The organism is Brevibacterium siliguriense (assembly GCF_900105315.1).
GTDB classification, from domain to species: Bacteria; Actinomycetota; Actinomycetes; order Actinomycetales; family Brevibacteriaceae; genus Brevibacterium; species Brevibacterium siliguriense.
In genome coordinates, this window is sequence record NZ_LT629766.1 from 3,016,764 (window position 1) to 3,031,292 (window position 14,529).

Annotated in this window: 12 protein-coding genes; 4 read left to right on the forward strand and 8 right to left on the reverse strand. The window is 64.1% G+C overall.

Annotation, left to right across the window (positions count from 1 at the left end; all coding sequences use genetic code 11):
- Positions 1-78 precede the first annotated feature (78 nt).
- Positions 79-4,959: an NAD-glutamate dehydrogenase gene (locus BLU88_RS13545; RefSeq protein ID WP_231939414.1), complete on the reverse strand. Its 4,881-nt coding sequence runs from the start codon at positions 4,957-4,959 to the stop codon at positions 79-81.
- 141 nt (positions 4,960-5,100) lie between these two features.
- Here BLU88_RS13545 and BLU88_RS13550 point away from each other — a divergent pair, with 141 nt between their 5' ends.
- Positions 5,101-5,565: a DUF2505 domain-containing protein gene (locus BLU88_RS13550; RefSeq protein WP_092014944.1), complete on the forward strand. Its 465-nt coding sequence runs from the start codon at positions 5,101-5,103 to the stop codon at positions 5,563-5,565.
- Between the two features lie 114 nt (positions 5,566-5,679).
- On the opposite strand, the gene BLU88_RS18785 is transcribed toward BLU88_RS13550, so the two are convergent.
- The 4 genes from BLU88_RS18785 to BLU88_RS13565 are packed head-to-tail and all read right to left on the reverse strand — an operon-like array spanning position 5,680 to position 8,090.
- On the reverse strand, positions 5,680-5,847 hold the full coding sequence (locus BLU88_RS18785; protein WP_231939415.1) for a hypothetical protein: 168 nt from the start codon (positions 5,845-5,847) through the stop codon (positions 5,680-5,682).
- Between the two features lie 38 nt (positions 5,848-5,885).
- Positions 5,886-6,155 carry a DUF6912 family protein gene (locus BLU88_RS18790; RefSeq protein ID WP_231939416.1) on the reverse strand — a complete coding sequence of 90 codons (270 nt, stop codon included), beginning with the start codon at positions 6,153-6,155 and terminating at the stop codon, positions 5,886-5,888.
- A gap of 10 nt (positions 6,156-6,165) precedes the next feature.
- On the reverse strand, positions 6,166-7,443 hold the full coding sequence (locus tag BLU88_RS13560) for an AAA family ATPase (protein WP_197678140.1): 1,278 nt from the start codon (positions 7,441-7,443) through the stop codon (positions 6,166-6,168).
- On the reverse strand, positions 7,443-8,090 hold the full coding sequence (locus tag BLU88_RS13565; protein WP_092014947.1) for an SAF domain-containing protein: 648 nt from the start codon (positions 8,088-8,090) through the stop codon (positions 7,443-7,445). The genes BLU88_RS13560 and BLU88_RS13565 overlap by 1 nt, the downstream gene beginning before the upstream one ends.
- 159 nt (positions 8,091-8,249) lie before the next feature.
- Between BLU88_RS13565 and BLU88_RS13570 the strand changes: the two genes are divergently transcribed.
- Positions 8,250-8,471: a helix-turn-helix domain-containing protein gene (locus BLU88_RS13570; protein ID WP_025780784.1), complete on the forward strand. Its 222-nt coding sequence runs from the start codon at positions 8,250-8,252 to the stop codon at positions 8,469-8,471.
- Positions 8,472-8,508: 37 nt separating this feature from the next.
- Here the strand turns inward: BLU88_RS13570 and BLU88_RS13575 are convergent, their stop codons facing one another.
- Complete coding sequence (locus tag BLU88_RS13575) at positions 8,509-9,024, reverse strand: hypothetical protein (protein WP_092014949.1); 516 nt, start codon at positions 9,022-9,024, stop codon at positions 8,509-8,511.
- Positions 9,025-9,173: 149 nt separating this feature from the next.
- Between BLU88_RS13575 and BLU88_RS13580 the strand changes: the two genes are divergently transcribed.
- Together BLU88_RS13580 and BLU88_RS13585 are read left to right on the forward strand one after the other, a co-directional pair.
- Entirely contained in the window at positions 9,174-10,013 is an 840-nt protein-coding gene (locus BLU88_RS13580) for a LysM peptidoglycan-binding domain-containing protein (protein WP_092014952.1), read from the forward strand.
- A gap of 62 nt (positions 10,014-10,075) precedes the next feature.
- Positions 10,076-10,480 (forward strand): Rv3235 family protein, encoded by a 405-nt coding sequence (locus BLU88_RS13585; RefSeq protein ID WP_231939417.1) that lies wholly within the window; start codon positions 10,076-10,078, stop codon positions 10,478-10,480.
- 18 nt (positions 10,481-10,498) lie between these two features.
- Here BLU88_RS13585 and secA read toward each other — a convergent pair whose 3' ends face one another.
- Positions 10,499-13,189 (reverse strand): preprotein translocase subunit SecA, encoded by a 2,691-nt coding sequence (secA, locus tag BLU88_RS13590; protein ID WP_092014959.1) that lies wholly within the window; start codon positions 13,187-13,189, stop codon positions 10,499-10,501.
- Positions 13,190-13,243: 54 nt separating this feature from the next.
- Positions 13,244-14,485, reverse strand: a complete 1,242-nt coding sequence (locus tag BLU88_RS13595; protein ID WP_092014962.1) for a winged helix-turn-helix domain-containing protein — start codon at positions 14,483-14,485, stop codon at positions 13,244-13,246.
- Positions 14,486-14,529 lie beyond the last annotated feature (44 nt).

Consider the following 14,529-nt stretch of genomic DNA (forward strand, 5'->3'; position numbering starts at 1 on the left):
ATGTCGATGTTCAGACGCTACCACTTAATCGGCCTGCGTCTGCACGCGCAGAGGCGGTCCTGTCCGGCCGGAAACGGCTCAGCCGTTGTGTTCGCTCTCCCAGGCCGAGGAACGGACCATCGACCGCAGGGAGCGCAGCAGCACCGACAGCGGGGCCTGGGTGACGGTGTCGAGTCCGAGGATCGTCTCCGTCGTCTCCAACACGCGGCCCACGACCGTCTCGTTGCGTTCGAGCCATTCGGCCAGCCGCTGCTTCGCCCGCTCGTCGGGGGTGCCGGAGATCGGCGAATCCGTGGCGGCCAGGACCGTTCCAGTCACCGACAGGATCGCGGCGTAGTAGTCGTCGCGCATGGATCCGCGGGCCAGAGCCGACCACCGGTCGCTGCGGTCGAGATCACCGATGAGGGTGAGAATCTGCGAACCGGAGAAGCGCTCATTCACGGCGTAGTAGACCTCGGCGACGTCCTCGGCGGATTCGTTCGCCCGGGCGGCCAGCTGGGTGATGTCCAGCAGCACGAATTCGTCGAGCAGAGCGGCGGACCGCCAAGCGAGTTCGCTGGGCACGCCTTCGTCGATGTAGCTCTGAGCCTTGGCCTGCATGGTCTCGGCATCGTAGCCGTCGACGAGGTCGGGGACCCGGGAGCGGAGCGCCTCGACGACCTTGCCGTACATCTCGATGCCGGAATCGACATCGAGGCTGTCCGGCGCCTGCTGCACGAGCCAGCGCGAGGAGCGATCGAGGACGCGCACGTAGTCGTGCTGGAGCTTCACCTGCACCTCGGTCGGCACCTGGTTGTCGAGTGCGCACACCGCGTCGAAGAAGTCGTCGAGTCCGAAGATCTCCGAGACCACGACGAACACGCGCGCGATCTGCGGTACGGAGGCCGGGGTCTCTTCCAACATCCGGTAGATGTAGGTCAGTCCACCGCGGTCGACGAGCCGGTTGACGAGCTTCGCCGTCGCGATCTCCCGGTGCAGGGGATGTTCGGGGATGAGTTCGCCGTACTTCTCCTGCAAGGCCTCCGGGAAGTAGGACACGAGTTCACGCCGCATCCACGTCTCGTCCGGCACGGTGCTGCTGAGGACCTCATCGGCTGCGTGCATCTTCACATAAGCCAGCAGGACGGCGAGTTCGGGTGAGACATAGTAGCTGAACTCGCGAGTGGCCAGTTCGTCGGCACTGGGCAGGAATTCGACCGCACGGTCGAGATCGGCGTTCTTCTCCAAGTAGCTGAGCATCCGGCCGTAGGTGCCCGACATGGATTCGGTCTGGGCTCGAGCCTCGCCGAGGACGACGTTCTGGGAATAGTTGTTAGCCAGCACCCGGTCAGCGACCTGATCGGTGAACGAGTGCAGAACCTGCTCCCGCTCCTCGGCGGCGAAGGCACCCTTGTGCAGGAGCGTACGCAGCAGCAGTTTGATGTTGACCTCGTGGTCGGAGCTGTCGACGCCTGCAGAGTTGTCGACGGCATCGGTGTTGACCTCGACACCGCCGAGTGCAGCCTCGACACGTCCCAACTGAGTCACACCGAGGTTGCCGCCCTCGCCGATGACGCGCGCCCGGACATCGGCACCGTCGATCCGGATGGCGTCGTTGGCCTTGTCTCCCACATCGGCATGACTCTCGGACGAGGCCTTGATATACGTGCCGATTCCGCCGTTGTAGACGAGATCGACGGGTGCCTTGAGGATTTCGGACATGAGGTCGGCCGGGCTGCGCTTCCCGGGTTCGATTCCGAGCGCCGAGGCGGCTTCTGCGCTCAGGTCGATCGACTTCGCCGACCGCGAGAAGACTCCGCCGCCGGTTGAGATGAGATCCCGATCGTAGTCCTGCCAGCTCGAGCGCGGCAGGTCGAAGAGACGCCGGCGTTCGACGAAGCTGCGCGGCGCGTCGGGATTCGGATCGAGGAAGATGTCCCGGTGGTCGAAGGCCGCGACGAGGCGGATGTGCTCGCTGCGGAGCATTCCGTTGCCGAAGACGTCGCCGCTCATATCGCCGATGCCCACGACCGTGAAGTCCTCGGCGGCCGTGTTGAGCCCGAGTTCGCGGAAGTGTCGTTCGACGGACTTCCACGCACCCCGGGAGGTGATGGCCATCGCCTTGTGGTCGTAGCCGACCGATCCGCCCGATGCGAAGGCGTCGCCGAGCCAGAAACCTCGGCGTTCGGCGATCGCATTGGCCACATCGGAGAACCGAGCCGTGCCCTTGTCGGCGGCGACGACGAGGTAGTAGTCGTTTCCGTCGTGGCGGACGACGCGGTCCGGGTGGACGACGACGCTGGAGTCATCGCTGCCGTAGGTGAGGTTGTCCGAGACCTCGAGCAGGCTTTCGATGAACACCTCGTAGGCGGCCTGACCGGCGGCCATCCAGGCGTCCCGGTCGCTCATCGGCGGCAGCTGCTTGGGGAAGAACCCGCCCTTTGCGCCGGTGGGCACAATGAGGGCGTTCTTGACCATCTGCGCCTTGACGAGGCCGAGGACCTCGGTGCGGAAGTCATCGCGACGGTCCGACCAGCGAAGTCCGCCGCGTGCGACGGTGCCGAAGCGCAGATGCACGCCTTCAACCTGTGGGGAGTACACCCACATCTCCAGCGCCGGCTTCGGTTTCGGCACGAAGCTGAGCTCGTCGGGCCGTATCTTGAGCACCAGCGCCGTGGGCAGGTCACCGGATTCGTCGATGTAGTAGTTTGTGCGCAGTGTCGCCCGCAACAGCTCGAGCGAGGAGCGCAGCACACGGTCGGCGTCGAGGCTGGCCACCTCGCTGAGAGCGGACTCGATTGCGTCGTCGATCTCCGACATCGCCCCTTCGCGTCCGGCGTCGTCGAAGTCCGGATCGAACTTGGCGATGAAGTAGTCGACGAGCAGCTTCGAGATCTGCGGGTTTTCGCTGTAGACCTCACCAACATAGGCGTCGGAATAGGTGAAACCCGCCTGACGCAGGTATTTGCCCAGGGCGCGGATGATCGTCACATGCTGCCAGGAGAGTCCGGCGACGACGAGGCGGTCGAAGACTCCCGCTTCCTTCTTGCCGTCCCAGCCGGCCATGAAGGCTTCGGCGATGCGGTCATAGTCGTCATCGGCCAGCTCTTCGGAGAAGCTGAGTCCGAAGTCGTAGATATAGCGATGCGTTCCGTCTGCGAGGTCGATCTCGTGGGGACGTTCGTCGACGACGGAGGCACCGAATGCCGTGAGGTAGGGCAGGACCTCGGACAGGCTGATCCGGTCACGGCGGTAGAGGACGAGTCGGACGGAGGCGTCGGTGCTCTGTTCGGGACGGTAGAGCCGGACGGCCGGACCGTGGCCGGCCTCGAGGGCTTCGAACCGACCGACGTCGGCGACCGCCTCGGCGGGGGTGTGATGCTCACCGTAGCTGGGCGGGAACGCCTTCGACCACAAGTCGGCCCGGGCCTGCGAGGCTCCGGAGTCCCCGGTTTCGGCGGGAACCAGGAACGCGTGGACGTCTTCGGACCAGGAGCGAACGGCTCCGACGATGCGGGCCTCGACCTCATCGGCGCCGATCTGCGGCAGTTCGCAGTCCCGGGCGACCCGGGCTACGAAGTGGATGCGGGCCAGCGCCGATTCGCTCAGCAGCACATCGAAGTCGACGCTGTCGGCGTTGTAGAACTTGCGGAGCACTTCCTGGACGCGCACGCGGGCGTCGGTGTTGTACAGGTCGCGTGGGAGGTAGAGGATGACCGAGACGAAGCGCTGGTACGGGTCGGTGCGGACGAACACTCGGGATTCCCGGCGTTCCTGCATATCGACGATTTCCATGACGACGGCATAGATCTCCTCGGTGCCCTCGTGCAGCAGGTCTTCGCGCGGGTAGTTCTCCAGCACTCCGAGGAGTTCGTTGGCCGAGTGGGAGCCGGCGGGGAATCCGCTGGCCGAGAGGATCTTGGCGACCTTCCGGTCGATGACCGGGATGTTGAGAACGCTGTCGTTGTAGAACTCGGGTTTGAACACGCCGACGAAGCGGCGCTCACCGACGATCTCACCGTCGGCGTCGAAGGTCTTCACGCCGATGTAGTCCATGAAGGAGGACCGGATGACGCGGGAGCGGGAGTTCGCCTTCGTCAGCACCAGCACATGCGGTTCCAGGGCTTTGTCCGCGACCGCCCGGCTGAGCGGTGACTTCACGAGGGGGCGCAGGGCCGAGATGCCCATCGAGGTGTCCTCGATCGGTTCGAGGCTGCTGTGTTCGGCGTCGTGGGTGTAGTCGTATTCGCGGTACCCGAGGAAGGTGAAGTGACCGTCGAGCCAGGTGAGCAGGGCGGCGGCGGATTCGGCTTCGGAGGCCAGCTCCGGGCGAGGTGCGTGTGCGTTCAGTTCGACGGCGATGTCTTTGGCCTTCGCAGCCATCGCTTGGGCGTCGCGGGCTGCCGCAGACACATAGTCGAGGACTCCGCGCAGGCGCTCTTCGAGTGCGTCGAAGTCGCTTTCGGAGATGCGGTCGATCTCGAGGCGGATCCAGGACTGCTGCTGAGGGGCGCCGTCTGCGCTGTCGCCGGAGGCTTCGGAGACCGTCGGAATGCTCGCGGTGTCCGCGCTGAGTGCGGGTGCTTCTGCCGGGGAGAGGATCTTCTCTCCCGGGCCGGTTCCGGTGACGGTGATGATCGGGTGGTGGACGCGGCGGATCGCCCTGCCGTTCGCGGCGAGGTCGCTGACGATCGAGGATACGAGGTGGGGCATATCGGCGAGCACGATGGCGATGACCGTGTGGTTGTCGCGGAATTCCGGCGAGTCGACGCTGGGGTTGTAGATCGCGACCGCCGGCCTTTTACCGTCATATTCGGTGCCGAGGGCGAAGTGACGGGCCGCTGCGGCCGCGTAGGCCTCGGGGTCGTGGGCCCCTGTTTCGAATCGCGGATAGTACGCTTCGAGGAAGTTCTCGGGAGCAGATTGTCCCCTCTGCTTCCTCCACTCTTCTGCAACGTTCGAAATTGAGACCTGAGTCACTGTTTCACCTCTATGATCAACGAGCATTCGTCACGCGATTCGACGTCGAATCGTCATTCCCCACACTATGCCCAAATATCGAGAAAGGCACGCCGAGCGGCATACGGTGGTGTACCGTTCATTCGCTGGCAGACTGGAGCCATGCGATCTCTGACTCTCAATCACGAATATTCGGTTGATCTGTCGACATTCCTGGCCAAACTCGCCGACCCCGGCGTGTGGGAGAAGCTCGGCTCCGACGCCAGTACCGAATATATCGACCCCGATACCGAGATGACCGTGCGGACGCCGATGCCCAAGGCCGAGCTTCCCGCGGCTCTGGCCTCCAGGCTTCCGGACAACACCGTGCTGGTCGAGGTGTACATGATTCCCGGGGATGTGTTGGGAGACGAGGCCGAGATCCGCATGACCGCACGTGCCGCGGGAGTCCCAGTCGAGATCGATGCGGTCCTCGCTCTGCGCGAGGACGAGTCAGTGACGAAGCTGGCCGCTCACGCTGAGATCAGCTCATCGATCCCGATGTTCGGGGCGATGATCGAACAGGCAGTGGTTCCGATCCTGGAGAAGCGGCTGGGCGACCGGCTGCGCCGCTTTGAATCCGTCTGAGCCTCAACGACCGTCGGCACTGACTGAAAAGTTCGTCTGTCAGTTCAGCGGCTCAGTCTGAGTCGCTGTGCGTCGCCGTCGGTTCAGTCTGAGTCGTCGTGGATCGTGGTCGATTCAGCCTGCTTCGCCGAGCAGCTGATCCAGTTCCGACGAGTCGTACCACAGCAGATCGGAAGCGCCGAGGTAGTCCTCGGCTGCGCTGGAGCTGCTCTCCTGGGCCAGATGCACCGCTTCCTGCCAGACGACGTCTTCGTCCAGGTGGAAGCTCGCGACTCGGGTCAAGTCGACGTCACCGAGGCTGAGGAGGTCGAAGCCCTCGGTCAGCGGTTCGGCCGGACTGGACTCGGGGCATCATAGGCCACGATGACACGGCGTTCGGGAGCCGCCTCGGTGCCGGACCCGGTATCAGCGGGGTCGAACACCGCATTCGCGGCCAGGGCGGCGGCGATGCACATAGCGTCGAATTCAGCGGATTCGAACTCCTCACCGCGCAGGCTGCGCCCCTGAGCATCAGGGGCGACGGCGCGGACGCCCGTCAGCGTCGAACGCAGCGCGGTCAAGGTGGTGGGAATGTAGCAGCGAATGGCCATGCCCCTCATCCTAATCCCGCGGCCCGTTCCCCTGCCCCACCCGCACCTTCTGCGTGCGTCCGCGACGGCCGGCGCCGCGACGTTCGCGTCCTCCACCGGATCTGCGAGTCCGACGACGACCCGGCAGGAGTTCGTCGATCATCCGCGCCAGATCGCCGACGAGGACGGACTTCGGGTTCTGCTCGTGCAGGGTGCGGCCGGCGAGCATCGCGGCATCGGCCGTGGAGCGGTCATCGCTGAGCAGAAAGTCCGGACTGATCCGGACGAATCGGTCGAGGACTTCTCTGATCCGCGTCTCGGCGGGGTGACCGACCGCGCTCGATCGCACTTTCGTGATCACCAGCCGCATCTTCTCTCGGATGGCCTCTGCCCGCGGTGTGCCGAGGAGCTTCACCAGACGCTGCAGACCTATCGGCTCTCCCGCGGCGAGGACGAGCACGGTATCGGCGGCTTCGAGAGCGGCGCGGGTGGCGCAGTGCCGGTCATAGAAGGGGTCGGCGAGGTCATCATCGGGATCGATGCGGTCGCTGACGTCGACGATCACGACGTCGTAGATCTTGGCCAATCGCTTGAGCACCGACTCGAGGACGGAGGCGCGGATCTCCGGCCAACGCTCGGGCCGGGTCAGCCCAGTGACGACATGGAAGGTCTCACGAATCGACGCGTGCGGCACCGCATGCTGGCCGAGGCGGTTCACCGGGTCCGTCTCTGATCGGCAGAGACTGGCCAGGTGCGAGGATTCCTCCGTCAGTCCGAGAGTGGATGCGACCATTCCGGAGACGGTGTCGGCGTCGACGACGACGCTGCGTCTGCCTTGGCGGGAAGCCTGATCGGCGAGGTTGACGGCCGTGAGAGTGCGTCCGGGAGAAGAACCGGTCCCCCAGACCGTGATGATCATTCCGGCTCCTCCGACGGGACCGGGAGGCGTCACAGGGCGCGGCGGAACCACGGTGGAGGCACGGATGTCGTCGATCGCCGAGGCCATCGCCGTCGCGTCGGCGTCCGTTGCCACGATGGAAGTGATGCCGACAGTCTCGAGGGCTGACGCATCGTCGCCGAAGCCGAGCACCTTCGCCCCGGACGCACTGATCGCCGCGACCACCTCGGCGTCAAGGCCAGGAAAATAACGGCCGACGATAACCACGTCAGCCCCGCCGGTGCGGCAGTGGGCCAGCAGCTCCACCTCGTCCGCGGGGCGGGCGACGATCGTGACGTCGTCGATCTCGCTGAGCAGCTCGAAGAGAATGAGGTCGAATTCGAAGTCGACGGCCAGGAGGACCTGTGTCATCACTGTTCGCCCTCGCCGGCCGGAACTGATGGAGCGCCGACGACGGAGAGCACGCTGCGTCCGTCGAGGGCGGCGAGCACTCCCGGCAGGTCAACGGAGCTGACGAACACTTCGATGCGGGCGCCGTCGCCTGCCCCGAAGCTGCCGACGTCGCGATTGATATGGGCAACCGGGGCCGAATCGACGATCTGCTCGGGCGGTCTTCCGTCGTCGTCGAGTCCGTTCTGCTCCGGCTGCGCCCAGACGTCGACGAGGCTGCCCGAGTCGACGACGCTCGGCACCGAGCCGGCGACGTCGATCGCCACGACTCGTCCCTTGAGTTCGGACAGCGGTGCCACCGCCGAGGCGGCCAGCAGCTCTCCCGCCGCCACGACGCCGCGCACGCTCGTGTTCGCCGGCAGCTCGGAATCGGCCGACAGGTACTTCTTGCCGAGATCGGCGAGGTTGACCTCGGCAATGCTGAGGTCGGCCGGCTCAAGGACCTCACCGGGGACGAGCACGCGTGCACTCGCCCAGACTCGGGTGGTCGAATTCGCCGAGGTGACGAGCAGATAGGTTCCGACGACCGCGAGGATGACGAGCATCGCTCCGACCAAGAGCCGTGCATCGGTCCAGCGGGGGCGTCGGATTCGCTTCGAGAGCTCCATTGCATCTCCAGATTCGCAGAAGTTTCACTGACAGAAACTGTTTCTCAGTGATAATATAGGGCACCAAATGATGTCAAAGCATTGTTTTTGGCAAAGTGCATCAACAAGCAGATGGACATCTGGTGGCAGATGGACATCTGGAATGGGAGAAGTCACCTCATGGCCGTCGAAAGTCGCTTCCTGCCGCTGACCGATGTGGCCGAGCTGCTCAATGTCTCGATCGCTCAAGCCCGGGCCCTGGTCCGCTCTGGTGATCTCCGCGCCATCAAAGTCGGCGGGCGCGGCCAGTGGCGGGTCGAGAAATCCGAGATCGAAGCGTATATCCAGCGCATGTACGAGCGCACCGAATACCAGATCAAAACCGGATCCATCGAGGACTGACCCTCTCGCTTCGACTCTGATCACCATCACGCCCGCATCACTCGAAGGGATTGATCCGGGCGTGGACGGCACCGATCGCCGCGAAGGGGATGATCCGGCCGGCTATTTCCACGTAGTCGGCAGCGACGAGTGCGCATCGCCCGCGAATCCCTCCCGCACGGTCGACAATGTCGATCGACACCTCTTCATGAGCGGCTGACCAGCGGCGCAGCGCAGATCCCATCCCCAATCGCTCCAGCCCGCCGACTTCGAACCGATGCACCCTCGTGGTCAGTCTGAGTCCGCGGATGGCGCTGATCGCAATGGCGGAGAACTCTGTCCCGGCGAGGACGACGATGTCCCGACCGAGGAAGCTGGCGGTTCCCGTGATGTCGCGATCGGACATCATCACCTGCACCGTCGACCCCAATGATCCGCGCAGCCGTTCAAGCAGCGTCCTTTCGACTGCCTGGCCGGCGACCTCGTCGCCGAATTCGCCTCTCCTGGCATGCGCCTGCGCCGCCGTGTCGGCGGCTTCGATATCCGCCAGGAGCGCATCGATACGATCGTCCATAGTCGCTAAGCTTGCCCCAGCTGTAGTCGGCTTTCAAGGCTTGAAACGAATCCGCATCGAACTACAGTCATGTAGTTAGAATCGCTCTATTGACATCAAATTGCATCTAACGGCATCATTACGATCAATATCCAACGGAGGATGTCTAGATGTATCTCTTGATTGCATGTGCGGGTTCATGGCTGGTTCTGCTCGGTTCGCTCTTCACTGCGTGGGAACTGCTGCCCCAACCGCGGACGACCAGCGACATCGTCGTCCTCGTCATCATCGGCGCTGGAGTGATGCTGTTCGCGCGAATCGGGCTCATCTCTCTGCTGGCACTGCTGCTGCGAGTTCTTCCCTCCAGTCGCTTCCGGTCGACGCTTGCAGAAATGGTCGTCAAGGCGATGCCGCGGATTCTCGCGTCGAGCGTACTCGCCGTCCTCTCTGCCGGTCTGGTCGTCCACTCCGCTCAAGCTGCACCGGTCGAGGACTTCGGGACCGACCCCATATCCTCGTCGCAGGCGCCATCCGCCCCGGCCGACCCCGGTTGGCCGATGATCGACGACGAGCGGTCTGCGGACTCCCCCGACACAGCGGAGCGGTCCGAGGACGCAGATTCCCCGGAGGCGTCCGAGTCCCCTGGTCGAGGGCGTCCGCCCGATCCCGGGTGGCCCACCCAACCTCCGTCCGGCGATGCTCCTGCGCCACCTCCGGACGACCAGCACCCTGATGAGTCCGAAGAATCAGATCGAGCTGACGACCCCGACCGCAGCAGCAGATCGAACAGGTCAGGTGACAGCGACGATGCCGCAGATCCTGCCGGTTACGGGGCCGCCACACATATTGTTGCCCAAGGCGAGAGCCTCTGGTCGATCGCTGCCGACCTGGCCGATACCTCTGCGGAGGTTCCACAGCTCGTCGCTGACGTCTATGCCACCAACGAGGACACCATCGGACCCGATCCGAGCCTCATCCTCGCTGGTCAGAGATTGGAGATCCAGAAATGACCGCCCCGCTCACCCTCACACGACCACAAGCTTCGGCGCCGCCTCGGCGAAAGGCTGCATCGGTGTCCACGGCCCAGTCCCCTCGCCGGGGCACTCGGCAGGTCCAAGGTCAGGACAACGCAGACGACCGGGCGCGGATCGCGGCTACGGCCACCTCGTTGGCGGTTGCCTGCCTCGAGGTCCTCTCCGGAGTCAGGCGCAGCGAGACGATCGCCCGCTGGGTCGAGCCGGAGCTGCTGGCGAAGATCGATCATCGCTGTCAGCTGCGGGCCGAAGTCGCACCTCACCGGGCTACCGTGCCCGGTGCCCGGACGGTGAGGCCGGGAACGGCGCACGTCTGCCAGATCAGCCCCGAGATCGCGGAGGTCACGGTCATCGTCGCTGCCGCGAATCGCGTCCGGGCGGTGGCAGTCCGCTTGGAACTGCTCACCACCCGGTGGACGCTGACTGCGCTGCAGACGATGTGAGCCGCTGAGGGCTCTGCGTCAGTTCTTGGCCTTCTTCTTCGCGCGACGTTCGGCGCGGTTGGCCGGAGCCGGTTCGTATTCATCCTCGTTTTCGGAGACAGTTGCGGAACCGGTCTCGGACGGAGCCGACAACTGCATCTTCGGAGTCTTGTGCCGCAGCTCTTCGGCGTCGACCTCGACCTCGGATTCGCCGTCGTCGGAGCCTGCCGATGAGGTCACCTGGACCTTCAGCGTGTTGGTCAGGCGGACCACGTCCTCCTTGATCCCATCCTGCATGGTCTTGAACATTTCGAAGCCCTCGCGCTGGTACTCCACCAGCGGATCCTTCTGGGCCATGGCGCGCAGTCCGATGCCGTTCTTGAGGTAGTCCATCTCGTAGAGATGCTCACGCCAGCGCTTGTCGATGACGGAGAGCACCACACGACGTTCGAGTTCGCGAGTGGCATCCTCTCCGAGTTCCTCTTCGCGCTGGGAGTAGAACACTTCGAGGTCGGACTGGATCTCCTTGTTGAGGCGGTTCTTCGAGAGGTTCCCGAGTCCGCCGAGTTCCTCGGCGAGGTCCTCGGAAGTGATCGACGGTGAGTAGATCTTGCCGAGAGCTTCGAAGAGCTCGTCGATCTGCCAGTCCTCGACCGGTCCCGTCGTCGCCTGGGCGACATAGGCGTCGATGACCTCTTCACGGAAGTTTGCGACCTGCTCTTCGAGGTCGGCGCCGTCAAGCACCTTACGGCGCTCGTCGTAGATGACGGTGCGCTGACGATTGAGAACGTCATCGTATTTGAGCACGTTCTTGCGCTGTTCGGCATTACGCTGTTCGATCTGCGACTGGGCCGAGAGTATGGCGCGTGAGACCATCTTCGATTCCAGCGGCACATCATCGGGCACGTTCGCCGTGGCCATGATCCGTTCGGCGGCACCCGAACCGAACAGACGCATGAGGTCATCGGTCAGCGAGAGGTAGAACCGGGATTCGCCGGGGTCGCCCTGACGTCCGGAGCGTCCGCGCAGCTGGTTGTCGATGCGGCGCGATTCGTGGCGTTCGGTGCCGAGCACGTAGAGGCCTCCGAGCTCGACGACCTCTTCGGCTTCTTCCTTGACCTTATCCTCGGCGGCCTTGAGCACCTCGGGCCATTCGGACTCGTACTGGTCCTCGTTCTCGGCCGGGTCGAGGCCGCGCCGTTCCATCTCCGCGACCGCGAGGAACTCAGCGTTGCCGCCGAGCATGATGTCGGTACCGCGTCCGGCCATGTTCGTGGCCACCGTGACGGCGCTCTTGCGACCGGCCATCGCCACGATCGAAGCCTCACGGGCGTGGTTCTTCGCGTTGAGGACCTCATGCTTGACGCCGCGTTTGGCCAGATGCTTCGACAGGTATTCGCTCTTCTCGACGCTCGTCGTGCCGACGAGGACGGGCTGTCCGATCTCGTGGCGTTCGACGATGTCGTCGACGACCGCGTCGAACTTCGCGACCTCGTTCTTGTAGACGAAGTCGGACTGGTCGACGCGCTGCATCGGCTTGTTCGTCGGGATCGGGACGACGCCGAGCTTGTAAGTGGACATAAACTCCGCGGCCTCGGTCTCGGCCGTACCGGTCATTCCGGAGAGCTTCTCGTAGAGGCGGAAGAAGTTCTGCAGGGTGATCGTCGCCAGGGTCTGATTCTCTGCCTGGACCTTCACCCCTTCCTTCGCCTCGATGGCCTGGTGGAGACCTTCGTTGTAGCGGCGGCCCTTGAGCACGCGACCGGTATGTTCGTCCACGATGAGGACTTCGCCGTCGAGGACGACGTAGTCCTTGTCCTTCTTGAACAGCTCCTTGGCGCGGATGGCGTTGTTGAGGAAGCTGATGAGCGGGGTGTTCTCCGCGTCGTAGAGGTTGCCGATGCCCAGGTAGTCCTCGACGCGTTCGATTCCGGGTTCGAGGACGCCGACCGTGCGCTTCTTCTCATCGACTTCGTAATCGCGGTCGGTCTTCAGACGCTTGACCACCTTGGCGAATTCGCCGTACCAGCGGTTCGCATCGCCTTCGGCGGGACCGGAGATGATGAGCGGGGTTCGGGCCTCGTCGATGAGGATCGAGTCGACCTCGTCGACGATGGCGAAGGCGTGGCCGCGCTGGACGAGTTCGTCGGCCGACCAAGCCATATTGTCGCGCAGGTAGTCGAAGCCGAATTCGTTGTTCGTGCCGTAGGTGATGTCCGCGGCATACTGTTTGCGGCGCTGATCCGAGGGCATGTTCGCCTGGATGCAGCCGGTTTCCATCCCGAGGAAGCGGAAGACGCGGCCCATCAGCTCCGACTGGTAGGTGGCCAGATAGTCGTTGACCGTGATGATGTGGACCGGATCGCCGGTGAGAGCGTTGAGGTAGGCCGGTGCCGTGGCGACCAGGGTCTTGCCTTCACCGGTCTTCATCTCGGCGATGTTGCCCAGGTGCAGTGCGGCGCCGCCCATGAGCTGAACGTCGAAGTGTCGCAGCCCCAGGGTCCGGCTCGATGCTTCGCGTACGGTGGCGAAGGCTTCGGGAAGCAGGGAGTCGAGGCTCTCGCCGTCCTTGTAGCGTTCCTTGAACCGGCCGGTTTCCTCCCGCAGTTCGGTGTCCGTCATCTCGCTGAACTCATCGGACAGCTGATTGATGGCATCCGTGTATCGGCGGAGCTTCTTCAGAGTTCTGCCTTCACCTGTGCGCAGAAGCTTCTCGAGGAAATTAGCCACTTTTCTCCTAATCGGCATGTCTGCCGGACAACGACTCGAACGACTGTATAGCCCCTAGCTTAATGGCAGGTGAGTACCTTCGAGGTCAACGGCGGTCAGTCCCAGCCACGTGGCCATCGTCATGAGCTCCTCGGCCAGCTCCATGGTGTGCTCCTCCTCCGGCTCCCATGTCACCTTGTGAGCGCGCAGGATTCCTGCCGCTCGGTCCCGGTGCAGGTCGACTCGCCCGACGAGTCGATCACCGAGGAGGAACGGAGTGACGTAGTAGCCGTGCACGCGCTTGGCCGCCGGAGTGTAGATCTCGATGCGATAGTGGAAGTCGAATAGCCATTCGATGCGCGGCCGGTAGAAGACCAAGGGGTCGAACGGAGCCAGCAGCGCTCGAGCGTTGACGGTCCGTGGGGTCCGTGCCTCGTGCCATTTCAGAGCGCGGGCCCCTTCGACGTCGACTTCGCGCAGTTCGCCTGAGGCGATGAGTTCGGTGATCGCGTCGTCGGTCGGTGCGCGCCGCTGCCGAAAGTAGTCGGCGATATCCCCGGGTCGGGAGATGCCCAGAGCCCGTGCTGCGATGCGGGTGAGTTCGAAGACATTGTTCTCGGCCCCGGATATTCCGCGCGGAAGCTGCGCATTCGGATCCAAGCCCAGCTGCGGATCCTCCGGAGACCCATAGGTCAGAGGAAGCTGCGGCAGCTCGGGTGAAACGTCTCTGGCCAGCGCATAGATGCGTTCGAAGTGTTCGTTGCGTCCCGATGCGCAGATGACTCCTCCGGCGAACAGCGCTTCGAGGGCGACCTTCACCTGGCTGGGATTCCAGCCCCAATGGCCGCGGTGGATCTCCGGCAGATCGTGGTCGACCACCTCGGCGACTTCCCGCGCCGTCATCGGCCGGGTGGACAGGGCATCGAGGACGGACGACTGGAGGTTGCGGAATTGCTCTCCGGTCTCCGGATGACGCTGACCGAAGTCGTTGCGCCACCATTCGGCGTGCGCACGAGCGAAGTGCTTCCAGGTCTGCGGTGGCACGAAGGCAGCGGCGTGTGCCCAGTATTCGACGCCCATGCGCGGCGAAGTATAGAAGAGGCGGTCCAGGGTCTCTCGCGGATAAGGCCCCAGGCGGGAATAGAAGGGCAGATAGTGAGAGCGGACGACTCGGGCAACGGAGTCGATCTGGGTCAGTCCCAGGGTGGAGAAGACCTTTTTCAGGTGCCGCGCCGTGACCTTCGCCGGCCGTGGCCTGTCCAGTCCCGTCGCAGCGATCGCAGTCCTGCGGGCCGCGGCCCGTGTCATCCTCTGCATGCCCCCAACCTATACCCACTTGCTACCTGACGGCGGCCCAGCAA